Consider the following 23,018-nt stretch of genomic DNA (forward strand, 5'->3'; position numbering starts at 1 on the left):
TCTCAGCGATCAGGTGCCTCGGCGGGCACACCGCGCATTTCGCTCAGGAAGAACCCTTCCCGCAGATTGATGCCATATTCGACGAAGGCCTTCATGCAGCAGAGCATCTGGGTCCAGCCTTCGCAATTGAGGTAAGTGCCGCGACGGCCGGCGGCATCCTCACGCCACCCGGATTCCGCGATCGTCACCAGGGTACCTCCATCATCGAGCGCTTCGAACATCATCTCCACCTTGGTCCTATAGCGTGCGCCCTCCTCATCGACGCCACCGTCCCAGTGAAAGACGATGCGACGATTGGGCTCGATCTCGTTCACCTCGACCGGCGCTTTCTCCCACCAAATGACGGTCGTCCCCGCCACGAGCGGCGCGCTGGCGCCGCCGACAGTGGTGAAATAGCCCGAAAGCTTCCGCGGATTGACGACCGCGTCGAAGACTTCCTCGACCTTGCGGCCGATGCGGCCTGAAATACGGATATCCAACGTCATGGCTTCTCCTCCTCTTTCCGATCGTCGCTGTTTCTCCATTGCGATCGATCACCATTATGTTATAAAATTATAACATGTCAAGCGAATCAGACAGCGACCTCATTTTCAAGGCCCTAGCGCACCGCCGCCGGCGCGAAATCCTCGATATTCTCAAGGACGCGCCGAGAACCACGGGCATGCTCTGCGAGACGTTCCCGGATATGGACCGGTGTACGGTGATGCAGCATCTGAAGGTGCTGGAGGAAGCCGAGCTGGTGATCGCCAAAAAAGAGGGCCGCGAGCGTTGGAACCACCTGAACAGCCTGCCGATCAAGCAGATTCACGACCGCTGGATCAGCGCCTATGCCGGCCATGCCTTGTCGATTCTCGATAGGCTCAAGAGCGATCTCGAAGGCTGAGATGATGAGGGTTCACGACGCCCCTGAATTGGCTATGCCGCTACGCCCCAGTAACACCCTAAGCTTCCCGCTAGTCCCGTCCTCGTCGAGCGGCGTGTAAACCACCAGCTTCATGTCGGGCCGGTCGATGACGGCAAGTGCGGTATATTCGAAACTCATCAGCCCACCCAAGGGATGGCGCAAGCGTTTATGGCCCGCCAGCGGCCGCAATACGTCCTGTCTCGGCCACCAGGCGCGAAACTCCGGGCTTGCCTGCGTCAAAGTGGCGATCAGCCGCTCGAAATCGGGATTGCCGGCATAGCGCGCGCTATCGGCGCGGAACATGGCGAGCGAGTTCGCCGCCACGATCTCCCAATCGACCAGCAGCTGCCGGTGCGCGGGATCGGTGAACACCCGATGGATGGTGTTGCGCGCATCGCCCTGCAGCAGGCCATAATCGCCGAAAAGCGCGACGGCGGCCGCATTCCAGGCAAGCACATCCCAGCGGCGGCCAAGGACATAGGCCGGCTGGCCGGTGAGGCTCGCAAGCATGCGCCGCAGCGCGTCCGGCACATCCTCCGGCCCATGTATCGGAAGTTCCGTCGACGGCCGATCGCTCAAGGTAAAGAGATGCCGCCGTTCGGCCGGATCGAGCTGGAGGGCATCGGCGAGCGCCGACAGCACTTCCACCGAGGCGCGCACGTCGCGTCCCTGCTCCAGCCATGTGTACCATGTGGTGCCGACACCGGCGAGAAGCGCCACTTCCTCGCGCCTGAGCCCCGGCGTCCGCCGGCGAAATCCGTCTGGAAGACCGACGCTTGCTGGCGTCAGCTTCTCCCGACGGGAGCGCAGGAAAGCTCCGAATTCACGACGCCGGGCGTCCAGAATGGTTTGGTTCTGGCTGATGGTCATGGCTCATCATAGCAGGATAAATACTAGGATAAAGTCAGAACTGTTTGCCGCTTCCGCAAACTGCCAAATATCGTTCAAGAGACGAGATAGAGGCGATTGCGATGGACATGAGCAACAAGACGATCCTGATCACCGGCTCGACCGACGGCGTCGGCCGCCGGGTTGCCGAGAGGCTCGCGGTGGCGGGCGGCGAGGTGCTGGTGCACGGCCGCGACCGGGCGCGCGCCGAAAGCCTGCTTGCCGGCATTGATGAAGCAGGCGGGAAAGCCGCCTTCTACCCCTCCGATTTTTCATCGCTGGACGAGGTTCGCGCGCTCGCAGACGCCATCGAGCGCGATTACAATCGCCTCGACATTCTGATCAACAATGCCGGCATCGGCACGGGCGACGGCGGCGCCGGGCGCCAGGTAAGCCGCGACGGGCACGAATTGCGCTTCGCGGTGAACTACCTTGCCGGGTTCCTGCTGACGCGCCGGCTGCTGCCGCTGTTGAAGGCGAGCGGCCCGGCCCGCATTGTCAATGTTTCCTCCGTCGGCCAGCAACCCATCGACTTCTCGGATGTCATGCTGACACGCGGCTATAGCGGCGTGCGCGCTTATTGCCAGAGCAAACTGGCGCAAATCATGTTTACCTTCGATCTCGCCGAGGAACTGGCCGGCTCCAGCGTTACCGCCAATTGCCTGCATCCCGCGACCTACATGAACACCACCATGGTCCGCCAGGCCGGCGTTGCGCCGATGAGCACCGTCGACCAGGGCGCCGACGCCATCCTCAATCTGGCCGTGGGTGCCGATCTCGAGGGAAGCACCGGCCTTTACTACAACGCGCGACACCCTTCCCGCGCCAATGCGCAGGCCTATGACGCGACCGCGCGTCAGCGCCTTCGCCTCCTCAGCCAGGACCTTACTGGCCTCAGCTGAACCCCTTCGGCAACTTCATCATTGTCAACTCAACAAGGAGACAGATCATGTCATCCCAACATGCCGTCATCATCGGCGGCTCCTCCGGCATCGGCCTTGCGACCGCCGCCCATCTTCTCGAAAAGAGCTATCGGGTTACCATCACCGGCCGCGATGCGGCGAAGCTGCGGGCGGCGGCGAAAAGCCTCAACGGCGACGTCGCTACAATCATCATGGACGCGTCCGACCTCACAGAGCTTGCCAAGACCTTTGAAACCATAGGACCCCTCGACCATCTGGTTCTGGCGCTCGGCGGCGGCAATGGCGGCGGTCCCTTGGCCACCGTCGATCTGGCCGATCTTAGAAAAGGCTTCGAGCAAAAGACGATGGCGCATTTCGCCTGCGCGCAAGCCAGCCTCCCTTATCTCTCGAAAGCAGGCAGCATCACCTTCGTCTCCGCCGTCTCGGCGCAGGCGGCCATGCCGGGAACGGCGGGGCTCGGTGCCATCAACGCGGCAATAGCCGCTCTCGCGCCAATCCTCGCGGTAGAACTCAAGCCGATACGAGTAAACTGCGTTTCGCCCGGCGTCGTGGACACCCCCTGGTGGGATTTCCTCGGTGAAGATCAGAAAGGTCCGACCTTTGCCGGCTTTGCCGCGCGCACGCCGGTCGGACGTGTCGGCCGCCCCGAAGACATCGCAGACGCCATCAGCTTTCTGATCGGCAACGGCTTTATGAGCGGCCACACACTGATCTGCGACGGCGGCATCCGGCTCGGTGAATAATCCGCCACGCGCCATTGCCGGTCATATCGGCAGTGGCGTTTTTTTCGAATACGAGAGAAGAAAGAGCGATCCACGACGACCGATGGAGTTTTACGATCCTGGGTGCCTACAAACGTAGGTGGGCGCCATATGTCCAAGCCCACGGGCCTGGCCAGGGACAGCTCCCTTTGGATCGAGTATGGCCCCAGGGATTGTGGTTCCTGTCGGGAAGCGCAGACCGCATCCTCTATATAAAGAGGTTTGTCGCCTTGTACCAGTGGCTGCGATGCCCAGTCTGAGAAATAAACGAAAGTCTCAGGTCGGCTCAGCGCCCGGACGGGCCGTGAGCTTTTCTGTGATGCCGCGAATGCGGGTCGCAACCTCGTCGATGACGGTCGCCAGCGTCTCCTCGTTGCGGGTATTCGCCGCAAGTACGGTGTCACGGTTGCCGCGCAAGGTTTCGAGTTCGGCTTCGAGCGCCGTGATCCGCCGCGTCAGTTCCGACACTTCGTCCATGATCATGATGCCTGCCATCACGGTGACGCGCAGATCGCCGATTTCGCCGAACTGGCTCTTCAGATGCATGACATAGCGGTCGAAGCGGGTGGCGAGATCCGTCAGATGCGCTTCCTGGCCCTCTTCACAGGCCATCCGGTAGGCTTTGCCGTCGATCGTTACCGTTACCTGCGCCATTCGACTTTCCGATCATTGCCGCTGAACGCGACAGCTGCGTCCCCAAGGGGATCAGCGGTCGAGCACGGCTCTTATGGTTTCCATCGCCGTCACAAGCCGGCGCGACACTTCGCGATTGACTTCTTCGAGCCTGTTCGCTCGGAACTCCGCCTGGTCGAGTTCCTGGGCGAGACGCGAACGATCGGCATGCACCCGGCGAACTTCGCCCTCGACATCGCTTTGCGCGCGTTCGCGTTCAAACCGTCCATCGACGGCGCTCTCCAAAGTCGAAAGCGCCTGGCGCAATTGAGTGAGCGCCGCATCCACCGTTTTGCCTGAGGGCTCCATGCCTTTCGAGTCTCCGCGCAAGGCCCGAATCAGAATATCCGGCCACTTGTCTGATTTCCCAACAATATTCAACTCAGCAACTGTACGTCAATAAAGGCGGCCATGCGGCAGGTGGCCTAATCTGTGGATGACGGTCACCTTTGCAGCTTACACAGGCTTTGTCTTACCATTGTCGTCTTTTGTCAAAGTCAGCGGGCAAATGTCAAAAAAATGCCAAACCACCCCCGTATCGACCGGTGGATTTATTGACTTGCGCGCCCTAACTGCTATGTCTCAGCCGCCTGAGGCAGTGCTGAAAGTGGAGTTGGCAGACGCTTCTCCGCTTCGGCCGTCTTTAACCGGTGACCCTGCTTTTCAAGCGTGTGGCCATCCCCCCGAACCCGGAACACTGCGGAAAAACCATGATCTCTCGCGAACAACACGACCGGATGGCGAATGCGATCCGTTTCCTTGCCATGGATGCTGTCGAGAAGGCCAACTCCGGTCATCCCGGTCTGCCGATGGGGATGGCTGATGTCGCCACGGTTCTCTTTAGCAAATATCTGCGTTTCGATCCGAAGAACCCGCGCTGGCCGGACCGTGACCGCTTCGTTCTGTCGGCCGGCCACGGCTCCTTGCTGCTTTATTCGGTCCTGTATCTGACCGGCTATCCCGACATGACGGTCGAGGAACTCAAGCGCTTCCGTCAGCTCGGCTCCAAGACCGCCGGCCATCCGGAATATGGTCACGCCACCGGCATCGAAACCACCACAGGCCCGCTCGGCCAGGGCATTGCCAATGCCGTCGGCATGGCGATCGCCGAGCGCAAGCTGCGCGAGGAGTTCGGCTCGGAGCTGCAGGATCACTACACCTATGCCATGTGCGGTGACGGCTGCCTGATGGAAGGCATCAGCCACGAAGCCATTGCGCTCGCAGGCCACCTGAAGCTCAACAAGCTCATCCTCTTCTGGGACAACAACTCGATCACCATCGATGGCGCTGTCTCACTCTCGGATTCGACCGACCAGGTCGCCCGCTTCAAGGCCGTTCACTGGAACACGATCGAAGTCGACGGCCACGACCAGGCCGCCATTGCCGCCGCCATCGAAGCCGCCCATAAGTCCGACCGCCCGACGATGATCGCCTGCAAGACGGTCATCGGCTTCGGCGCCCCGAACAAGCAGGGCACCCACAAGGTCCACGGCTCGCCGCTCGGCGCCGAGGAAATCGCCGCAACCCGCGTTGCACTGAACTGGCCTTATGAGCCCTTCGTCATCCCGAATGACGTCCTTGCCGATTGGCGCGCAGCTGGCGAACGCTCGGTTGGCACGCGCGAAGCCTGGGAAGGCCGTCTTGCCGCTGCCGAAGCGGGCAAGAAGGGTGAATTCACCCGCCGCTTTGCAGGCGAGCTGCCGGCCGGCTTCGACGCCGCCATCAGCGACTACAAGAAGAAGCTCGCCGAAACCAAGCCGACGCTTGCAACCCGCAAGGCATCGGAAGACGCACTCGAAATCATCAACGGCTTCATTCCGGAAACGATTGGCGGCTCTGCCGACCTGACGCCGTCGAACAACACCAAGACCAGCCAGATGAAGTCGATCACCCCGACCGACTTCTCCGGACGCTACATGCACTGGGGCATTCGAGAGCACGGCATGGCAGCCGCCATGAACGGCATCACGCTGCATGGTGGCCTGATCCCCTATTCCGGCGGGTTCCTGATCTTCTCGGATTATTGCCGTCCGCCGCTGCGGCTGGCGGCGCTGATGGGCATCCGCGCCATCCACGTTCTGACGCATGACTCGATCGGCGTCGGCGAAGACGGCCCGACGCACCAGCCCGTCGAGCAGGTCGCCAGCCTGCGCGCTATCCCGAACTTCATGCTGTTCCGTCCGGCGGACGCCACCGAAACGGCGGAATGCTGGCAGATCGCGATGAAGACGGCCAACCGTCCTTCGGGCCTCGCGCTTACCCGCCAGAACCTGCTCGCTGCCCGTACCGAATACAGCGAGAAGAACCTCTGCGAACTCGGCGCCTATACGCTGGCCGGCAATGCCGATGCCAAGGTGACGATCTTCGCTTCGGGCTCCGAAGTCGAACTCGCCGTTGCCGCCCGCACGGAACTTGAAGGCAAGGGCATTTCCACCCGCGTCGTTTCCGTTCCCTGCACGGAGCTATTCTTCGAGCAGCCGGACGCCTACCGTAAGGAAGTGCTCGGCAACTCGCCGATCAAGATTGCCGTCGAAGCCGGCGTTCGCGAAGGCTGGGACGCCTTCATCGGTCCGGAAGGCGCATTCATCGGCATGAAGAGCTTCGGCGCTTCTGCACCTTATAAGGACGTCTACAACCATTTCGGCATCACCAAGGAAGCGGTTGTCGCCGCCGCCGAGGCAAAGCTTTCCTGAGGGCGCTGACAAGCGCTCTCATTTCCACTAGATAACCGCCCTGAGTAAACGGGAGTGAATTGAATGACTGTAAAAGTTGCCATCAACGGCTTTGGCCGTATCGGCCGCAACGTTCTGCGCGCCATCGTCGAGTCCGGCCGCACCGACATCGAAGTCGTTGCCATCAACGACCTCGGCCCGGTCGAGACCAATGCCCACCTTCTGCGCTACGACTCGATCCACGGCCGTTTCCCGGCCGAAGTGAAGGTCGAAGGCGACACGATCATCGTTGGCGGCGGCAAGCCGATCAGGGTCACGGCGATCAAGGATCCGGCAACGCTGCCGCATCGCGATCTTGGCGTTGACATCGCGATGGAATGCACCGGCATCTTCACGTCTCGCGACAAGGCTGCCGCACACCTGACGGCCGGCGCCAAGCGCGTCATCATTTCGGCTCCTGCTGACGGCGCCGACCTGACTGTCGTTTTCGGCGTCAACCACGACCAGCTCACCAAGGAGCACCTGGTCATCTCCAACGCGTCCTGCACCACGAACTGCCTGGTGCCGGTCGTTAAGGTTCTCGACGACGCCGTCGGTATCGACCATGGCTTCATGACGACCATCCACTCCTACACCGGCGACCAGCCGACGCTCGACACCATGCACAAGGACCTGTACCGCGCCCGCGCCGCAGCCCTGTCCATGATCCCGACCTCGACGGGCGCCGCAAAGGCCGTTGGTCTCGTTCTGCCGCACCTGAAGGGCAAGCTCGACGGCACGTCGATCCGCGTTCCGACCCCCAACGTCTCGGTTGTCGACTTCAAGTTCGTGTCCAAGAAGGCAACGACGGTCGGAGAAATCAACGAAGCTATCAAGGCTGCATCAAACGGCAAGCTGAAGGGCATCCTCGGCTACACCGACGAGCCGCTGGTTTCCCGCGACTTCAACCATGACAGCCACTCGTCGATCTTCGCGACCGACCAGACCAAGGTCATGGAAGGCAACTTCGTGCGTATCCTCACCTGGTACGACAACGAATGGGGCTTCTCCAGCCGCATGTCCGACACGGCCGTCGCGTTTGCCAAGCTGATCTAACCATGGCTTTCCGCCCTCTCCTTCCGACGACAGTTCGCTGGCGTCCGCTGGAAGGAGACGGGCTGGAGCATCTGACGATCGCTCCTATCAATACTGCCACCGGCGCGGCCATTCGCGCCTGTGGCACCATTATCGGCGGCCGTGGCGGCTCGCCCTACGGCGTCTTCTACCGCATCGATTGCGCAGTCGACTGGACCGTCCTCTCTTTCTCGATCGAAACCACCGACGGCCGGCGTCTTGCCCTCTCCTCGGACGGCAAGGGCCATTGGCAAACCGAAGACGGTCTTGCCTTGCCGCAATTCGACGGCTGCATCGACATCGATCTCTATGGTTCGCCCTTCACCAACAGCCTGCCGATCCGCAGGCTCGAGATGATGCCGGAAGACGGGACAGTGAAGCTCTCGATGCTCTACATTCCCTTCGACAGCTTCGAACCCGTGCGCGACGGCCAGCGCTACACCTGCATCACCCCGGAAAAGCTTTATCGCTACGCTGCGGAAGACAGGGTTCACCGTCGACCTGCCTGTCGATGCGGACGGCCTGGTGATCGACTATCCGATCTATTTCAGGCGTGTGGATGTTTGAACCTCTGCGGATATCGCAGGCAGTTGCCCATAGCCCACATTATTCCTCCAATCCGCCCAAATCTTCCCCCTGCCTGCCCTGCTATGGTCCAGATTTACCTATAAATTTTTGATAGGAATTCTCCCTAGGGCATTCCGGAATCGATTCGTCGTTCTGGCGAAGCGCATCACACCATGAAGTCGCAGCCATCGGAGCGGGTTTTGATCCTGACGCCCTCCCCGACAATATTTGTTTTACTAATTTCAAACTGCGCGACAGCATACTGGATGGTGGGGAGAATTGCGATCGATCCGGGCGCGCGCCCGGACAGCAGCGGCGTACGGGAAAGGGGAAGACCGAGTGGAGGCATTTTACGTCATCGTGCTGGTGTGCACGGTTCTGATCCTGATCGCGGCCTTCTCGAGCCTGCTTGCCTTCCGTTTCGGCGCCCCGTTGCTGCTGCTCTTCCTGCTGATTGGTCTGCTGGCAGGCACGGATGGGCTCGGCATCGAATTTTCCAACAACTATCTTGCCTATATTCTTGGCTCCCTTGCCCTTGCCGTCATTCTCTTCGATTCCGGCTACGGCACGCCGATCCAGGCCTTCAAACTCGCGGCCGCCCCGGCATTGACCATCGCCTCCCTCGGCGTTCTCGTGACGGCGGCCCTGTTCGGCCTTGCCTCCACTTGGCTTCTCGGCTTCACCTGGTTGCAGGGTCTGCTACTCGGCTCGATCGTCGCCTCGACGGACGCGGCCGCCGTCTTCTTCCTGCTGCGCATCGGCGGCATCAACATCCGTGACAAAGTGCGCTCCACGCTGGAGGTCGAATCCGGCACCAACGATCCGATGGCGATCTTTCTGACATTGGCGCTCGTCGAACTGCTGGCGAGCGGCGAAGGCTATGGCGGCATCAACCTCACCATGCTCGCCACCTTCATCCAGCAGATGGGCCTCGGCGTCATCCTCGGCCTGCTCGGCGGCATGATGATCGTGCTGATCGTCAGTAATCTGGAGACCGACCGCGGCCTGACGCCGATCTTCGTGCTGGCGCTCGCCCTCCTCGTCTTCTCCTTCACCGGTGCTGTCGGCGGCAGCGGCTTTCTCGCGGTCTATGTCGCCGGCATCTATGCCGGCAATCGCAAGATGCCGGCGTCGGCCTCGATCAAGCGCTTCCAGGATGGCATGACGTGGCTCGCGCAGATCATCATGTTCCTCGTACTCGGCCTGCTCGCCACGCCATCGCAATTTCCGGCGATCGCCATTCCCGCGGTGGCGCTGGCCCTGTTCCTGATCTTCGTCGCCCGCCCGATCGCCGTCTGGCTCTGCCTGCTGCCCTTCGACTACACGCAACGGGAGACCGGCTTCGTCGCCTGGGTGGGCTTGCGCGGCGCCGTCTCCATCCTGCTCGCCATCATGCCGATCCTCGGCAACCTCGAAGCTGGCCAGACCTATTTCAACGTCGCCTTCATCGTTGTGCTGGTGTCGCTGCTCCTCCAGGGCTGGACGATCAAGCCGATGGCGCGCCGGCTCGGCCTTATCGTGCCGCCGCGCATGGGCGCGGTCGACAAGGTCGAGGTCGACCTTCCGGGCGCGGCCAATCATGAATTGCTCTCCTACCGCGTCGTCAAGGACAGCCCGGTCCTGCGCGGCGAGCGCATTCCGCGCTGGGCCATGCCGTCGCTCGTCGTGCGCGACGGCAAATCAATGCGCTATCAATATGCCGGCCGCCTGCGCGAAAACGATCTCGTCTATCTCTTTGTCACCCCCAGCTATTCACGCCTGCTCGACCGTCTGTTTGCGAGCCGCGCGCCGGTCGATCCGGAAGACACCGATTTCTTCGGCGCTTTCTCGATCTCGCCGCTGCGCCCGGCCGCCGACCTCGACGCCGCCTATGGACCTGGCCTTCTGAGCGAACAGGAAAAGGGACTGACGATCGCCGAGCTGATGCGCCAGCGCCTCGGCGGCAAGGCCGACTATGCCGACCGCGTCCGCCTCGGCGAGATCATCCTGATCGTCCGCGAGCTCGACGAAAACGACCATATCCAGTCCGTCGGCATGTCGCTGGAAGCGCTGGAACCGGCAACGGCCCTGCCGATTTTCGTCAATCTGCACGACATCCTCAACGGCATTCGCGGCTACCTGCGCAAGCGCCGGGAGCGCATCACGGGGGCCGGCAAAAACGACGCCTGACCGCCTTGCGTCTCAGATCATCCGTAGTATGGTCGGCGCACTTCACGGTACCAACAATATTGGATTCCTCCCCATGGCAGCCTTCAAAACCCTCGACAATCTCACCGACATCACCGGCAAGCGCGTGCTCGTGCGCGTCGACCTCAATGTGCCGGTCAAGGACGGCAAGGTCACCGACGCAACCCGTATCGAGCGTGTGGCCCCGACGATCCTCGAATTGTCCGGCAAGGGCGCCAAGGTCATCCTGCTTGCTCATTTCGGCCGCCCGAAGGATGGCCCCTCGCCGGATCTGTCGCTGTCCCTGATTATTCCGGCGGTCGAGGAAGTGCTCGATCACGCGGTTCTCTTCGCCGCCGATTGCATCGGCGCACCGGCGGCCGAAGCTGTCGCCAAGATGGGCAACGGCGACATCCTGCTGCTCGAAAACACCCGCTTCCACAAGGAAGAAGAAAAGAACGACGCGGCCTTCACCAAAGCACTGGCCACCAATGGCGATCTCTACGTCAACGACGCCTTTTCGGCCGCCCACCGCGCCCACGCCTCGACCGAGGGCCTCGCTCACCTCCTGCCCGCCTATGCCGGCCGCACCATGCAGGGTGAACTCACGGCGCTGGAAAAGGGTCTCGGCAATCCGGTCCGCCCGGTCGTCGCCATCGTCGGTGGCGCCAAGGTCTCTTCCAAGATCGACCTCCTGAAGAACCTGGTGCATAAGGTCGATGCGCTGGTGATCGGTGGCGGCATGGCCAACACCTTCCTCGCCGCTAACGGCATTAATGTCGGCAAGTCGCTCTGCGAGCATGATCTCGCCGGGACCGCCAAAGAGATCATCGCTGAAGCCAAAGCATCGAACTGCCAGATCGTCCTCCCGACGGACGGCGTTGTCGCCCGCGAGTTCAAGGCAGGTGCCGCCAACGAGGTGGTCGCGATCGATGCCATTCCGGCCGATGCCATGGTGCTCGATGTCGGCCCGAAGTCGGTCGAAGCCGTGAAAAAAATCATCGAGGGGTCCACGACACTGGTCTGGAACGGTCCGCTCGGCGCCTTCGAAATCACCCCGTTCGACGCAGCCACCGTCGCGGCCGCCCAATATGCCGCCGAACGAACCAAGGCCGGCAAGCTGACCTCCGTCGCCGGCGGCGGCGATACCGTCTCCGCGCTGAACCATGCCGGCGTCGCCGATGACTTCACCTATGTTTCGACAGCGGGCGGCGCCTTCCTCGAATGGATGGAAGGCAAGGTCCTGCCGGGCGTGGCCGTTCTTCAGGCCGCAAAGTAAGCAGCAGCATTAACCACGGAAAGAGCCGCGAAAGCCAAAACTTTCGCGGCTTTCCACAAGGTGATAGGATCGTCACACAAACTTTCAAACGTTTGAAATCAATTCAATCGTTTCAATAGCTTAGCTGAGCATTTCCCTCCTTATATACTTCTGTTATCGCCGATCTATATTGATCTCGTCGCCGACAGAAAACGCCTTGGAGAACGAAAAATGAGCGAAAGACTTGAAGACATTGCCGTAAAGATGGTTGCCGATGGCAAGGGCCTCTTGGCGGCTGACGAATCCACCGCCACGAACAAGAAGCGCTTCGACACCATATCTCTCGTTTCCACCGAGGAGAGCCGCCGCGACTATCGCGAAATGCTCTTCCGCGCCGACGAGGCGATGAAGAAATACATCTCCGGCGTCATCCTCTATGAGGAAACCCTCTTCCAGAAGGCCGCGAACGGCACGCCCTTCGTCGACATCATCAAGGCCGCCGGCGGCATTCCCGGCATCAAGGTCGATACCGGCGCCAAGCCGCTGGCCGCTTTCCCGGGCGAAACCGTCACCGAGGGCCTCGACGGCCTCGCCGACCGCCTGGCGAAATATTATGACGCCGGCGCCCGCTTCGCCAAATGGCGCGGCGTGATCTCCATTTCCGACACGCTGCCGACCTACGGCGCGATCAAGGCCAACGCCCATGCGCTCGCCCGCTATGCCGCTCTTTGCCAGCAGGCCAAGATCGTGCCGATCGTCGAGCCGGAAGTTCTGATGGATGGCGTTCCGGGAACGCAGGATCTCGACCGCAGTGAGGAAGTCACCCGCTGGACGCTACAGATCGTCTTCCAGGAGCTCGCCGAAGCCCGCGTCAGCCTCGAGGGCATGATCCTGAAGCCGAGCATGGTCATCGATGGCAAGAAGCTGCGTAAGGCATCGGTCGAACAGGTTGCTGAGCGCACCGTCAAGGTGCTGAAGGAAACCGTTCCTTCCGCCGTTCCGGGCATCGCCTTCCTATCCGGCGGCCAGACCTCAGAAGAAGCAACCGCACATCTCTCCGCCATCAACGGCTATGACCTGCCCTGGCACGTCACCTTCTCCTACGGCCGCGCCCTGCAGGACGCAGCACTGAAGGCATGGGACGGCAAGCCGGAAAACGTCGCCGCCGGCCAGCGCGCCTTCACCCACCGCGCCGAGATGAACTACCTCGCCGCCAAGGGCAGCTGGACCAAGAACAGCGAAAAGGCTGCCTGATTTAGGTTGATAGCTTGAAACGATTGTGAGTCCCGATCGCAACGCGGTCGGGGCTTTTTGCTTTTCGGATACCCTGAGCTCTCCAAATTGTCACCGCCACAAGTTCCGGCTTCCAGCAGCAAACGCCCTGCGGCTAAATCCTGCAAACCTATCCGAACTGGCAGGAGCCACACATGAACACCGTCGCTTACGTCACCACCGACGTCTTCACCTCCGAGCGTTTCGCCGGCAATCCGCTGGCCGTCATTCCCGACGCGCGCGGCCTGGGCGATGAGGCGATGCAGAAAATCGCGACCGAGTTCAACTATTCCGAAGTGACCTTCGTGCTGCCGCCGGAAAATCCGGAGCATACGGCACGCGTCCGCATCTTCACGCCGACCAAGGAAATCCCCTTCGCCGGCCATCCCAATGTCGGCACCGCCTTCGTACTCGGCCAGCAAACGGAGATCTTCGGAAAAACGCCGGGCGACAAATTGATCTTCGAGGAGAAGGCCGGGCTCGTGGATGTGCAGCTCCTTCGCACGGACAATGATGTCAGCGGCGCGAAAATACGCGCGCCGGCAAAACTACAACTCGGCGACACCGTTGCCGGCGACCTTATCGCCCGCTGCATCCAGGTCGACCCGGCATCCATTCGACACGCGACACACGCCCCGACCTTCGCTTCCGTCGGCCTGCCGTTTGCCTTTGCGGAACTGGATAGCATCGAAACGCTCGGTAAGGCGCGCCCGAATGCTGCCATCTTCGCCGAAGCAGCGACCCTTCATAAGGAAGACAAAACGGGCTTTTCGCTGTTCCTCTATACCCGCTCGGTCGATAAGCCCTGGCATATCCGCGCCCGCATGTTCGCGCCGCTCGACAATGTTCCCGAAGATCCGGCGACCGGCAGCGCCTCGGCCGCCCTCGGCGCCTATCTGACCTCGCTCCTGCCCGAAGGCGACGTCGAGAAGCAGATCACCATCGAACAGGGCGTGGAAATGGGCCGGCGCAGCCTGATCGGACTCGATGTCAAGAAATCCGGAGGTATCATCACCGACGTCTTTCTCTCCGGTCATTGTGTCAGCGTCATGCGTGGCGAAGTCACATTTTGACCTGCGGATAAGCTTTTCCGAAAGCCGATGCCGGCTTTCGGAGCGGTGCGCTAAAACGTCTCGTTAATGATCAGCGCGATGGTCCAGGCCGCGAAGGCGATAATGGCGATCTTCCAGAAATCAACACGCCGCTTGAGGCCCGGGAGCCCGAGCGGCTTGATGATCTGCACCGCCATGGCCAGCATCAGCAGCACCGCGATCACTTTTGTCACGGTATTTTTCCCCGTTTGCGCAAGAGTGAGCAAAACCCCTTCAAAAACCACTGCGCAGTTTTCGCGATCATGCTCTAATCGTCATAGGACGGACATCTTTCCGCGCCAACAGACTGTTTCTACACGCCGATAGCGGCAATCCGGGGCACAATCAATAGCGAAAACTGGCGGGAACCCATTCCTGCCTTATCGGTTCTTTAAGCGGAGCCGACTGAAAGTAGGGACATGAAAAGAAACATTCTGCCTGTTCTCGCCCTGCTTTTCGGCACGCTCTTCCTGTTCACGGGAAATGGCCTGCATGGCCTGTTGCTGCCGGTGCGCGGCACCGCCGAAGGCTATGCCACGACGACGCTCGGCCTTCTGGGCACGACCTGGGCCACCGGCTTTGTGCTCGGCTGCCTGACAGCACCGAAGCTCGTCCGACGCATCGGCCATGTTCGCGCCTTTTCCGGTTTCGTCGCCGTCATAGCCATCATCGCGCTCCTGACCGGCATCATCGTTGACCCCCTCTGGTGGGTGGCATTGCGCGCCGTGACCGGCTTCTGCACCGCCGGCACCTCGATGATCATTGAAAGCTGGCTCAACGAGCGCGCAACCAACGAAAGCCGCGGTGCGATCTTCTCGCTCTATATCGGTATCACCCTGATCGGCGCCGTCGCCGGCCAGATGATGGTCCCCTTCGCCGACATCCACACGCCCATTCTCTTCATGGTCTGCGGCATCTGCTATTGTGTCGCCATGCTGCCGACGACCTTGTCGACCGCCGCATCGCCGCAACCGCTGAAAACCGTCAGCCTCGACCTGAAGGCGCTCTATCGCAATTCACCGGTCGCCTCCCTCGGCATCCTGCTGGTCGGCATCGCAAATGGTGCTTATGGCACGCTTGGCGCCGTCTTCGGCGCCAATGCCGGCCTTTCCGAAAGCAATATCGCCGTGATGATGAGCTCGACCATCTTTGCCGGCGCTGTGATGCAGTTTCCGGCCGGACGGCTTTCGGATCGCATCGACCGCCGCTACGTGCTGGCCGGCATGGCGGCCATTGCCGCGCTCGACGGGCTATTGCTCTTCCTGATAAAGCCGGGCAACCCACATTTCCTGATTACCATGGTGATAATCTATGGCGCCGTCGCCAACACGCTCTATCCGATTGCCGTCGCCCATGCCAATGACTTCGCCGCGCCGGAGGAATACGTCAAGGTTTCCGGCGGGCTGCTCCTGCTCTACGGCATCGGCACGATCATCGGCCCGACGCTCGGCGGTCCGGTTATGTCGGCCGTCGGCCCTTATGCGCTGTTCTTCGTCACTGCGATCGCTCATGTCCTGATCACGGCCTATGCGATCGTCCGCAGCCGCCAGCGCGCGGCAAGGCCGGCGAGCGACCGCGACGCCTACACGACCATGCCGTCGGCGAACACGCAGATGATCACGCCGGAAAGCATGTCGCTTGCACGCAGCGAGGCTTCAAATAAGGACGATAACACTGTAAATTACGGCACCTGAGCCCAAAGAGGGGCAAGGAGGAGCCGAAATGAGCATTTTCGACGACGACCAACCAAAGCAGCCGTCTGTCCATGAGATCGGCAGCGATCTCTCGCTGCTCTCCGTCGACGAGCTCAAGTATCGTGTCACATTGCTGCAGGCGGAGATCGCCCGGCTGGAAGACGAGATCACCGCCAAGGCATCCGGCCGGCAAGCCGCTGAAAATCTCTTCCGATTTTAGGCTCGCCATCGGCGGAAAACCTGTGCGCCCGAACATGCGGACGGACATACTCAACGGAATATTAAGCTTTACGACATATTACTACATCATCCAGATTTGCTCTGGACTCAGGCAGTTCCTCCTCTTGTCGAATTGGTCTGATTTTTCTCCCTGTTTTACCTTGAGAGCCGCTTTTGCGGCTCTTCTTTTTTGCTGTCTCACGGGCCATTCGACGAAACTGTGGAGATTAACCCTTTCTTAAGAATCGTCTTGCGGATTTCAGTTAAAATCATCATCTTGAAGTCATAAGAACGGATGCCGAGAGTCCTTCTGGACTTGCCCGGCCTTTCCTGAACAAAAGTGTTGCGTGAAGCAGGGATTTCTTCGATGTCAGAACTTGGTTTGAACACGATCAGCTTTGCTGGCCATGCAGCGTCGTCGGCACAGTTCAGGATGCTGTACTCCGAAGGCATGTCGCTGGTCGAGGAAACCGCCGGCTATCTCGATGGCAACGGCCGCACCGCTTCCAAAGTTCTGCCGCGCATGGCCTCAGTGCTCTACGCCGCCGAATCCATGCGGCTCACCACCCGCCTGATGCAGATGGCCTCCTGGCTGCTGCTGCAGCGCGCCGTCAACAATGGCGAAATGTCGCGCGATCAGGTGCTCGCCGAAAAGAACAAGGTTCGCCTCGACGGCTTCAACGTCGACCGCAACGCGCCCGGCTGGAACGACCTGCCGGAAGCCTTCCGCGATCTCGTCGAACGCTCGCTGCGCCTGCAGAACCGCGTCGCCCTGCTCGACCGCGAAATCTACCGCCCGACGGAACCCCAGATTGTTCCGGACAACCAGAACAGCGTCAAGGCGCAGCTCACCCTTCTGCAGACGGCTTTCGGGGAATAATCGACAGAACATCCTATTGCGGACGAATTGAACCGGTCGTGCCTTGCACGGCCGGTTTTGCTTTGTTGGGAAAAGCGATTACCGTGGCGATTGCATCCTAGCGAGGTGATCATGCGTCCCGACGATGTCCTGAAGCTCTACGAAACCAAGATCAAGTTGCAGCGCTTTGACGAGTTGGCACCACTCATAGCCAACGATGCTGTGTTCTGGTTCTCCGATGGCTCCCATTGTGGCCTCAAGGAGATCCGGGCAGCGTTCGAAAGAACTTGGGAAAAATCTCAGGAAGAAGTCTATTGGCTCGAGGATCTCAGATGGATTGCCGTTGGCGATGACGCTGCGAGCTGTATTTACACCTTTCACTGGAAGGGACTGTGGGACGGCAAAGCCTTCGAAGGTAAAGGCCGGGGCACGACAGTTCTCCAGAAGAGATCCGGCGAATGGAAAATCACCCACGAGCATCTGAGTCATTTTCCTCGTTAACACACAACAAAAAAGCCCGGTAAAACCGGGCTCTTGTCAAAACGTCGGATCGCGAAGCGATTAGACGCCGAGGCTGCCGAAGCGCTTGTTGAACTTGGAAACGCGGCCGCCGCGGTCCATGAGCTGCTGGTTGCCGCCCGTCCAAGCCGGATGCGACTTGCTGTCGATTTCGAGATTCATGGTGGCGCCTTCAGAACCCCAGGTCGAGCGGGTTTCGTATTCGGTGCCGTCAGTCATGACTACCTTGATCGTGTGGTAGTCGGGATGGATGTTAGCCTTCATAACAATCTTCCTGTCATGCCAGGGTCCATTTGTCGCAAGCCATTGCGGCAACCGAACCGATTGAATAAATGAAGCCGCAGTCCGATTAGGCTACGGCTTCCAATTGAGATGGCGTGCCTATACATGAAGGCGGCAAGGATAACAAGGGCCGAAAAAGCGAAGCCCCTTGCTGATACGGGGATTGGAGACGACTTGTCAGAGACTGGCCAGACAGACGACAAAAAACGCGGATCCGTCCGTCCCCTCGGGCGGCTGACGCCCTATCTCAAGCGCTATCGCGGCATGGTGGTAGGCGCTCTCATCGCGCTGATCGCTGCCGCTGTCACTTCGCTCGCCCTGCCCCTTGCCGTCAGGCGTATGATCGACCACGGCTTCGATCAGGCTGACCGTGGCCTCATCGACAGCTATTTCGTCGCGATGATGATCATGGCCGTCGTCCTCGCTGTGGCGAGCGCAATGCGCTATTATTTCGTCATCACCATCGGCGAGCGCATCGTCTCGGATATGCGCCGCGAGGTCTTCGACCATGTGACGCGGCTATCGCCCTCCTTCTTCGACGTCAACCAGTCCGGCGAGATCGTCTCGCGGCTGACGGCCGACACGACGCAGATCAAATCCGCCGTCGGCGCAACGGCCTCCGTGGCGTTGCGCAATCTTATCCTCTGTTTCGGCGCCGTGGGGATGATGATCGTCACCAGCCCGAAACTGTCGAGCATCGTGCTCATCGCCATCCCGGTCATCGTGCTGCCGCTCGTCAGCTTCGGCCGTTCGGTGCGCAAACGCTCGCGCGCTGCACAGAACACCCTCGCCCAAGCATCAGCCTACGCCAACGAAACCATCGCCGCCAGCCGCACCATTCAGGCTTTCAATGGCGAGACAGCCGCGGCGCAGCGCTATGGCGCTTCGGTGGAAGACGCCTTTCAGGCAGCCCGCGCCGCGATCAAATCCCGCTCGCTGCTCACCGGCTTTGCCATCACCATGATCTTCGGCAGCATCGTCGCCGTGCTCTGGGTCGGCGCCGAGAATGTCCTCGCCGGCACGATGACGGCCGGAACGCTCGGTCAGTTCTTGCTCTATTCCGTCATCGCCGGCACCTCGCTCGGCTCCCTGTCGGAAGTCTGGGGCGAGCTGTCGCAAGCAGCAGGCGCGGCAGATCGCCTGGGCGAGCTTCTGGCGGAGGTATCACCGATCGCCGCTCCCTCCGATCCCCTCCCCCTGCCCCAGCCGCCGCAAGGCCGCGTCGACTTCACCGACGTGCATTTCTCCTATCCGTCGCGGCCGGGCAGGTCGGCGCTGCATGGCCTGTCGCTGTCGGTCAAGCCGGGCGAGACCGTGGCGATCGTCGGCCCTTCCGGGGCCGGCAAAAGCACGATCTTCTCGCTGCTCCTGCGCTTTTACGATCCGCAGCAGGGCAGCATCGCCGTCGACGGCATCGACGCCCGCCGCGTCACCCCGGACGACTTACGCGACCGCATTGCCATCGTGCCGCAGGACACGACGATTTTCGCCGCCACGATCCATGACAATATCGCCTTCGGCCGCCCCGGCGCCTCGCGTGACGAGGTGCGCGCCGCCGCGATCGCCGCCCAGGCGGATGAGTTCATCCTGCGTCTGGACCAAGGTTACGACACACAGGTGGGCGAGCGCGGCATCACCCTTTCCGGCGGCCAGCGCCAGCGCATCGCCATTGCCCGCGCCATCCTGAAGAATGCGCCGATCCTGCTGCTCGACGAAGCGACCTCCGCACTCGACGCCGAAAGCGAGACGCTGGTGCAGAAAGCGCTCGACGGCCTGATGGAAACGCGCACCACCCTCGTGATTGCCCATCGCCTGGCGACGGTGCTCAAAGCCGACCGCATCCTGGTGCTCGATCAGGGCCGCATTGTCGAGGAAGGCACGCACCAGAGCCTCATCCAACACGGCGGCATCTACGCCAAGCTGGCGCGGCTGCAATTCGACGCCGGCGTCGAAGATCGCATGCTCGTTGTGAAATAACGACAGATTGATCAAGTCATTGCGAATGCAACAGGTGGAAATGGCTTTGAAGTTGCGCTAGATTTCCAACGTTATCTCGCACTGATGCGATTCTAGGAGACGGGAACAATGTATAAATTTGAAGTCTATAAAGATAAGGCTGGCGAATTCCGATTCCGGTTCAAGGCCTCGAACGGCGAAACCATGTTTGGCTCCGAGGGCTACAAGGCAAAGGCTTCGGCCCTGCACGCTATCGAATCGATCAAGGCCCATGTCGGCGCCGCCGTCATCGACGACCAGACCACAGCCACCGCTTAAGACTTCACGTCGAGCGTCTGCTACAACAGCCTTCCACGGTCGGCCGCCTTCTGGTGCGCCGGCCGTTTTTGTTTGATCGTTGCACAAACTTTGGAAAATTCACCCGTTCTGTCGAAATCAGCCCGGCTCGTGGCTCATTGTATCGGAACGGCATGAAGCCGCTTCACCGGCGGCGTTGCGCATTTTGAGATTTACTCCCTAGATGCAGCATCCGGCCCGGAAAACCGTCAACACAGCGAGCAGGAGTTTCCCATGCAATACGCCTTGATCATCCGTGAATCGGCCGAGGACTTTAAGCGGCGCGAGGATCCCGCCTATAAAAACGGCTGGATCGCCTATACGCAGGCGCTGGTCCAGGCCGGCGTCATGACCGGTGGTGCCGGATTGACCGCGCCGGAAACAGCAACGATCGTCCGACTCCGTGGTGACGATCACCATGTCCAGGACGGCCCCTTTCCGGACGGCAAGGAGCAGCTCGGTGGCTTCTACCTGATCGACGTGCCGGATCTCGATGCTGCCCTGGAATGGGCTATGCGCGTGCCGGTCTCCCCGCAGGGCTCCGTCGAGATACGGCCGCGCCTATTGGTATGAGATACCCATGAGTCTCGACGTCGGGCGCGCTACCGAGCGGGTAGCGCGCCAATCTTACGGCAAGCTGATCGCCTTTCTCGCGGCACGCTCGGGTGATGTGCCGTCGGCGGAAGACGCGCTCTCCGAGGCGCTTGCCGTTGCGCTGAATACCTGGCTGGAGCGGGGTATCCCGGATAATCCAGAAGCCTGGCTGCTGGTCGCTGCACGGCGAAACCTCTATCGCGCGGCAAGGCACACAAAAGTCAAAATGGCTGCCCGCGATACTATCGCCATGGCATTCGAGGAAGCGGAGGAGCGCATGAATGCGGATAACCCAGCCTTCCCCGACGAGCGGCTGAAGCTGTTGTTCACCTGCACCCATCCCGCCATCGACCGCTCAATGCATACACCGCTGATGCTGCAAACTGTCCTCGGCATCGACGGTAAAACCATCGCGCGGGCCTTTATCGTCTCGCCCGAAACCATGAGCCAGCGGCTGGTGCGGGCAAAGGCCAAGATCCGCGAAGCGCGCATTCCTTTCAGTGTTCCTGATCGCTCCATGCTGCCGGGACGACTGGCGGGGGTGCTCTCGGCAATCTATGCCGCTTACGGCCTAGGCTGGGATGGGCTCGACGGTGAAGACGGCAAGCGTGGCTCGCTGGCGGACGAGGCCATCTGGCTCGGCCGCGCCCTGCTCGCCACCCTACCGGAGGAGCCGGAAGCAGCTGGCCTGCTGTCCCTGATGCTCTATTGTGAAGCCCGCCGCAGCGCTCGCCGGGACGGCGATGGCCGCTATGTGCCGCTCGACGAACAGGACACCACACGCTGGAACGCCATCATGATCGCCGAAGCCGACGGCCTGCTGAGACAGGCGGGCGCTTTCGACCGTTTCGGCCCGTTCCAATGCCAGGCGGCGATCCAGTCTGTCCACGCCGAACGCCGCCGCTCCGGCATCACCGACTGGACGGCGCTCGCAACACTCTATGATGCACTCGTCCTGATGACACCAACCGCCGGCGCCCGCGTCAGCCAGGCAGCCGTCATCGGCCGAGCACAGGGCGCGACCGCAGGGTTGCAGCGTTTGAACCAGATAGCCAAACGCGATATCGCCACCTACCAGCCCCATTGGGCCGTCCGTGCTCATCTGCTTGCTGAAGCCGGAGAAACGGAAAGCGCTGTCGTAGCCTATCGCACCGCGATTGGCCTCAGCGATAGTCCCTCCGTGCGGGAGTTTCTCCAGACTCGCCTCGACGCCGTTCAGGTCGACAAGAGCTGACGACTACTTCTCCGTCAGCTTCAGCTCAATACGCCGATTGGTAGCACGCGCCTCCGACGTGTCGCCGGGTGCGATCGGCTGGAACTCGCCGAAGCCGGCGGCCACGAGCCGGTCGGCGGGAACGCCCTGGGAAATCAAGAACTTGACGACGGCAATGGCGCGGGCCGACGACAGTGCCCAGTTGTCCGGGTAGCGGCCATTGCCCGAGAGTTGCACATTGTCCGTATGCCCGTCGACGCGCAGCACCCAGTTGATCTCGGGCGGAATTTCCTTGGAAAGATCGACCAACGCGGCGGCGAGCTTGGCCATCTCCGTCTGGCCGGCCGGATTGAGATCGGCAGCGCCTGAGGGGAACAGCACTTCGGACTGGAAGACGAAGCGGTCGCCGACGATGCGGATGTTGTCGCGGTCGGAGAGGATTTCGCGCAAGCGCCCGAAGAAGTCGGAGCGATAGCGGTTGAGCTCCTGCACACGCTGCGCCAGCGCCACATTCAGCCGCCGGCCGAGGTCAGCGATCTTCACCTGCGACGACTGATCCTTGTTCTCCGACGCCTGCAGAGCGGCTTCGACGGCGGCGATCTGGCTGCGAAGTGCGGCAATCTGCTGATTGAGGAGTTCGACCTGGCTGAGCGCACGGGCGCTTGCCTGCTTCTGGTCATCAAGCTGCTGCGACAGCGTGCCGACCTGCTGTTGGGCGGCCTGGCTATTGCCGGAGCCGGCGCTAAGCAAGGCCTGCAGGCGCGAGCGCTCGCCCTCCGCCAACGACAGCGACGCTTGCAGATTGGCGACGGAATCCTCCAGATCCTGCTTGCCGTTCTTCTCCAGCGCCAGCTGCTCCACCAGATCGTTGATACGGCTGTTGAGACGATTGAGCGCCTCGTCCCGGCCGGAAATCTCGCGGCTCAGAATGAACTGGCCGAGGACGAACACCGTCAGCAGGAACATGATCGCCATCAACAGCGTGGACAACGCATCGACGAAGCCAGGCCAATAATCGACCGTTCGCTGATGGCGGCGGTTTCGCGCGAGCGCCATGGC

The 23,018-nt window shown here is 61.1% G+C and carries 24 protein-coding genes, 1 other RNA gene and 1 pseudogene; 18 read left to right on the forward strand and 8 right to left on the reverse strand.

The window, feature by feature from the left end; genetic code table 11:
• Nucleotides 1-2 precede the first annotated feature (2 nt).
• Nucleotides 3-485: an SRPBCC domain-containing protein gene (locus EX00_RS10595; RefSeq protein ID WP_047456899.1), complete on the reverse strand. Its 483-nt coding sequence runs from the start codon at nt 483-485 to the stop codon at nt 3-5.
• A 74-nt stretch (nt 486-559) separates the two neighbouring features.
• Between EX00_RS10595 and EX00_RS10600 the strand changes: the two genes are divergently transcribed.
• The gene (locus tag EX00_RS10600) at nt 560-883 is read left to right on the forward strand and encodes an ArsR/SmtB family transcription factor (protein WP_047456901.1); all 324 of its coding nucleotides are present in this window, start codon (nt 560-562) and stop codon (nt 881-883) included.
• Nucleotides 884-895: 12 nt separating this feature from the next.
• On the opposite strand, the gene EX00_RS10605 is transcribed toward EX00_RS10600, so the two are convergent.
• On the reverse strand, nt 896-1,774 hold the full coding sequence (locus EX00_RS10605) for a helix-turn-helix transcriptional regulator (protein ID WP_047456902.1): 879 nt from the start codon (nt 1,772-1,774) through the stop codon (nt 896-898).
• A 101-nt stretch (nt 1,775-1,875) separates the two neighbouring features.
• Here EX00_RS10605 and EX00_RS10610 point away from each other — a divergent pair, with 101 nt between their 5' ends.
• The gene (locus EX00_RS10610; protein ID WP_047456904.1) at nt 1,876-2,694 is read left to right on the forward strand and encodes an SDR family NAD(P)-dependent oxidoreductase; all 819 of its coding nucleotides are present in this window, start codon (nt 1,876-1,878) and stop codon (nt 2,692-2,694) included.
• A 47-nt stretch (nt 2,695-2,741) separates the two neighbouring features.
• Nucleotides 2,742-3,458: an SDR family oxidoreductase gene (locus tag EX00_RS10615; protein WP_047456906.1), complete on the forward strand. Its 717-nt coding sequence runs from the start codon at nt 2,742-2,744 to the stop codon at nt 3,456-3,458.
• 63 nt (nt 3,459-3,521) lie between these two features.
• On the opposite strand, the gene ssrS is transcribed toward EX00_RS10615, so the two are convergent.
• From ssrS to EX00_RS10625, 3 genes are all read right to left on the reverse strand, one after another.
• Nucleotides 3,522-3,680, reverse strand: a non-coding RNA gene (ssrS, locus tag EX00_RS31025) — 6S RNA.
• A 72-nt stretch (nt 3,681-3,752) separates the two neighbouring features.
• A complete protein-coding gene (locus EX00_RS10620; protein ID WP_047456908.1) occupies nt 3,753-4,130 on the reverse strand; it encodes a cell division protein ZapA in 378 nt (125 codons plus the stop codon).
• 51 nt (nt 4,131-4,181) lie between these two features.
• Complete coding sequence (locus EX00_RS10625; RefSeq protein ID WP_047456911.1) at nt 4,182-4,457, reverse strand: DUF4164 domain-containing protein; 276 nt, start codon at nt 4,455-4,457, stop codon at nt 4,182-4,184.
• Between the two features lie 401 nt (nt 4,458-4,858).
• On the opposite strand from EX00_RS10625, the gene tkt reads away from it, so the two are divergent.
• The 7 genes and pseudogenes from tkt to EX00_RS10665 all read left to right on the forward strand — a co-directional run bounded on the left by tkt (nt 4,859) and on the right by EX00_RS10665 (nt 14,269).
• A complete protein-coding gene (tkt, locus tag EX00_RS10630; protein WP_047456913.1) occupies nt 4,859-6,841 on the forward strand; it encodes a transketolase in 1,983 nt (660 codons plus the stop codon).
• A gap of 63 nt (nt 6,842-6,904) precedes the next feature.
• Entirely contained in the window at nt 6,905-7,915 is a 1,011-nt protein-coding gene (gene gap, locus EX00_RS10635) for a type I glyceraldehyde-3-phosphate dehydrogenase (RefSeq protein WP_047456914.1), read from the forward strand.
• A gap of 2 nt (nt 7,916-7,917) precedes the next feature.
• A pseudogene (locus tag EX00_RS10640) lies at nt 7,918-8,500 on the forward strand (putative glycolipid-binding domain-containing protein).
• A gap of 339 nt (nt 8,501-8,839) precedes the next feature.
• Nucleotides 8,840-10,669 (forward strand): potassium/proton antiporter, encoded by a 1,830-nt coding sequence (locus tag EX00_RS10650; protein ID WP_047456918.1) that lies wholly within the window; start codon nt 8,840-8,842, stop codon nt 10,667-10,669.
• A 73-nt stretch (nt 10,670-10,742) separates the two neighbouring features.
• Complete coding sequence (locus EX00_RS10655) at nt 10,743-11,945, forward strand: phosphoglycerate kinase (protein WP_047456920.1); 1,203 nt, start codon at nt 10,743-10,745, stop codon at nt 11,943-11,945.
• A gap of 210 nt (nt 11,946-12,155) precedes the next feature.
• Nucleotides 12,156-13,178, forward strand: coding sequence for a class I fructose-bisphosphate aldolase (locus EX00_RS10660; RefSeq protein ID WP_047456921.1), 1,023 nt, complete (start codon nt 12,156-12,158; stop codon nt 13,176-13,178).
• Between the two features lie 173 nt (nt 13,179-13,351).
• Complete coding sequence (locus tag EX00_RS10665) at nt 13,352-14,269, forward strand: PhzF family phenazine biosynthesis protein (RefSeq protein ID WP_047456922.1); 918 nt, start codon at nt 13,352-13,354, stop codon at nt 14,267-14,269.
• 50 nt (nt 14,270-14,319) lie between these two features.
• Here the strand turns inward: EX00_RS10665 and EX00_RS31705 are convergent, their stop codons facing one another.
• Nucleotides 14,320-14,481, reverse strand: coding sequence for a hypothetical protein (locus EX00_RS31705; RefSeq protein WP_202903702.1), 162 nt, complete (start codon nt 14,479-14,481; stop codon nt 14,320-14,322).
• Between the two features lie 225 nt (nt 14,482-14,706).
• Here EX00_RS31705 and EX00_RS10670 point away from each other — a divergent pair, with 225 nt between their 5' ends.
• The 4 genes from EX00_RS10670 (at nt 14,707) to EX00_RS10685 (ending at nt 17,560) form a co-directional block, all read left to right on the forward strand.
• Nucleotides 14,707-15,981 (forward strand): MFS transporter, encoded by a 1,275-nt coding sequence (locus tag EX00_RS10670; RefSeq protein ID WP_047456923.1) that lies wholly within the window; start codon nt 14,707-14,709, stop codon nt 15,979-15,981.
• Nucleotides 15,982-16,009: 28 nt separating this feature from the next.
• The gene (locus tag EX00_RS10675; protein ID WP_047456924.1) at nt 16,010-16,201 is read left to right on the forward strand and encodes a DUF1192 domain-containing protein; all 192 of its coding nucleotides are present in this window, start codon (nt 16,010-16,012) and stop codon (nt 16,199-16,201) included.
• 366 nt (nt 16,202-16,567) lie between these two features.
• Entirely contained in the window at nt 16,568-17,080 is a 513-nt protein-coding gene (rcdA, locus tag EX00_RS10680; RefSeq protein WP_047456926.1) for a protease adaptor protein RcdA, read from the forward strand.
• 111 nt (nt 17,081-17,191) lie between these two features.
• The gene (locus EX00_RS10685) at nt 17,192-17,560 is read left to right on the forward strand and encodes a YybH family protein (protein ID WP_047457700.1); all 369 of its coding nucleotides are present in this window, start codon (nt 17,192-17,194) and stop codon (nt 17,558-17,560) included.
• A 60-nt stretch (nt 17,561-17,620) separates the two neighbouring features.
• Here EX00_RS10685 and rpmE read toward each other — a convergent pair whose 3' ends face one another.
• A complete protein-coding gene (rpmE, locus tag EX00_RS10690; protein WP_007701269.1) occupies nt 17,621-17,842 on the reverse strand; it encodes a 50S ribosomal protein L31 in 222 nt (73 codons plus the stop codon).
• A 108-nt stretch (nt 17,843-17,950) separates the two neighbouring features.
• Here rpmE and EX00_RS10695 point away from each other — a divergent pair, with 108 nt between their 5' ends.
• The 4 genes from EX00_RS10695 to EX00_RS10710 all read left to right on the forward strand — a co-directional run bounded on the left by EX00_RS10695 (nt 17,951) and on the right by EX00_RS10710 (nt 21,980).
• Nucleotides 17,951-19,837, forward strand: coding sequence for an ABC transporter transmembrane domain-containing protein (locus EX00_RS10695; RefSeq protein WP_404944009.1), 1,887 nt, complete (start codon nt 17,951-17,953; stop codon nt 19,835-19,837).
• Between the two features lie 108 nt (nt 19,838-19,945).
• Nucleotides 19,946-20,134 (forward strand): YegP family protein, encoded by a 189-nt coding sequence (locus tag EX00_RS10700; RefSeq protein WP_007701263.1) that lies wholly within the window; start codon nt 19,946-19,948, stop codon nt 20,132-20,134.
• Between the two features lie 252 nt (nt 20,135-20,386).
• A complete protein-coding gene (locus EX00_RS10705; RefSeq protein ID WP_047456930.1) occupies nt 20,387-20,725 on the forward strand; it encodes a YciI family protein in 339 nt (112 codons plus the stop codon).
• Between the two features lie 7 nt (nt 20,726-20,732).
• A complete protein-coding gene (locus EX00_RS10710) occupies nt 20,733-21,980 on the forward strand; it encodes an RNA polymerase sigma factor (RefSeq protein ID WP_047456932.1) in 1,248 nt (415 codons plus the stop codon).
• Between the two features lie 3 nt (nt 21,981-21,983).
• Here the strand turns inward: EX00_RS10710 and EX00_RS10715 are convergent, their stop codons facing one another.
• Nucleotides 21,984-23,015, reverse strand: a complete 1,032-nt coding sequence (locus tag EX00_RS10715; protein WP_047456933.1) for a peptidoglycan -binding protein — start codon at nt 23,013-23,015, stop codon at nt 21,984-21,986.
• Between the last annotated feature and the right edge of the window lie 3 nt (nt 23,016-23,018).

The organism is Martinezella rhizogenes (assembly GCF_000799715.1).
In the GTDB taxonomy this organism is placed as follows: Bacteria; Pseudomonadota; Alphaproteobacteria; order Rhizobiales; family Rhizobiaceae; genus Rhizobium; species Rhizobium rhizogenes_C.

Bases quoted from the DNA above. Each gene is read 5' to 3' on its own strand.
- EX00_RS10595 (WP_047456899.1), bottom strand. From the start codon at position 485: ATGACGTTGGATATCCGTATTTCAGGCCGCATCGGCCGCAAGGTCGAG.
- EX00_RS10600 (WP_047456901.1), top strand. From the start codon at position 560: ATGTCAAGCGAATCAGACAGCGACCTCATTTTCAAGGCCCTAGCGCAC.
- EX00_RS10605 (WP_047456902.1), bottom strand. From the start codon at position 1,774: ATGACCATCAGCCAGAACCAAACCATTCTGGACGCCCGGCGTCGTGAA.
- EX00_RS10610 (WP_047456904.1), top strand. From the start codon at position 1,876: ATGGACATGAGCAACAAGACGATCCTGATCACCGGCTCGACCGACGGC.
- EX00_RS10615 (WP_047456906.1), top strand. From the start codon at position 2,742: ATGTCATCCCAACATGCCGTCATCATCGGCGGCTCCTCCGGCATCGGC.
- EX00_RS10620 (WP_047456908.1), bottom strand. From the start codon at position 4,130: ATGGCGCAGGTAACGGTAACGATCGACGGCAAAGCCTACCGGATGGCC.
- EX00_RS10625 (WP_047456911.1), bottom strand. From the start codon at position 4,457: ATGGAGCCCTCAGGCAAAACGGTGGATGCGGCGCTCACTCAATTGCGC.
- tkt (WP_047456913.1), top strand. From the start codon at position 4,859: ATGATCTCTCGCGAACAACACGACCGGATGGCGAATGCGATCCGTTTC.
- gap (WP_047456914.1), top strand. From the start codon at position 6,905: ATGACTGTAAAAGTTGCCATCAACGGCTTTGGCCGTATCGGCCGCAAC.
- EX00_RS10655 (WP_047456920.1), top strand. From the start codon at position 10,743: ATGGCAGCCTTCAAAACCCTCGACAATCTCACCGACATCACCGGCAAG.
- EX00_RS10660 (WP_047456921.1), top strand. From the start codon at position 12,156: ATGAGCGAAAGACTTGAAGACATTGCCGTAAAGATGGTTGCCGATGGC.
- EX00_RS10665 (WP_047456922.1), top strand. From the start codon at position 13,352: ATGAACACCGTCGCTTACGTCACCACCGACGTCTTCACCTCCGAGCGT.
- EX00_RS10670 (WP_047456923.1), top strand. From the start codon at position 14,707: ATGAAAAGAAACATTCTGCCTGTTCTCGCCCTGCTTTTCGGCACGCTC.
- EX00_RS10675 (WP_047456924.1), top strand. From the start codon at position 16,010: ATGAGCATTTTCGACGACGACCAACCAAAGCAGCCGTCTGTCCATGAG.
- rcdA (WP_047456926.1), top strand. From the start codon at position 16,568: ATGTCAGAACTTGGTTTGAACACGATCAGCTTTGCTGGCCATGCAGCG.
- EX00_RS10685 (WP_047457700.1), top strand. From the start codon at position 17,192: ATGCGTCCCGACGATGTCCTGAAGCTCTACGAAACCAAGATCAAGTTG.
- rpmE (WP_007701269.1), bottom strand. From the start codon at position 17,842: ATGAAGGCTAACATCCATCCCGACTACCACACGATCAAGGTAGTCATG.
- EX00_RS10695 (WP_404944009.1), top strand. From the start codon at position 17,951: ATGGCGTGCCTATACATGAAGGCGGCAAGGATAACAAGGGCCGAAAAA.
- EX00_RS10700 (WP_007701263.1), top strand. From the start codon at position 19,946: ATGTATAAATTTGAAGTCTATAAAGATAAGGCTGGCGAATTCCGATTC.
- EX00_RS10705 (WP_047456930.1), top strand. From the start codon at position 20,387: ATGCAATACGCCTTGATCATCCGTGAATCGGCCGAGGACTTTAAGCGG.
- EX00_RS10710 (WP_047456932.1), top strand. From the start codon at position 20,733: ATGAGTCTCGACGTCGGGCGCGCTACCGAGCGGGTAGCGCGCCAATCT.
- EX00_RS10715 (WP_047456933.1), bottom strand. From the start codon at position 23,015: ATGGCGCTCGCGCGAAACCGCCGCCATCAGCGAACGGTCGATTATTGG.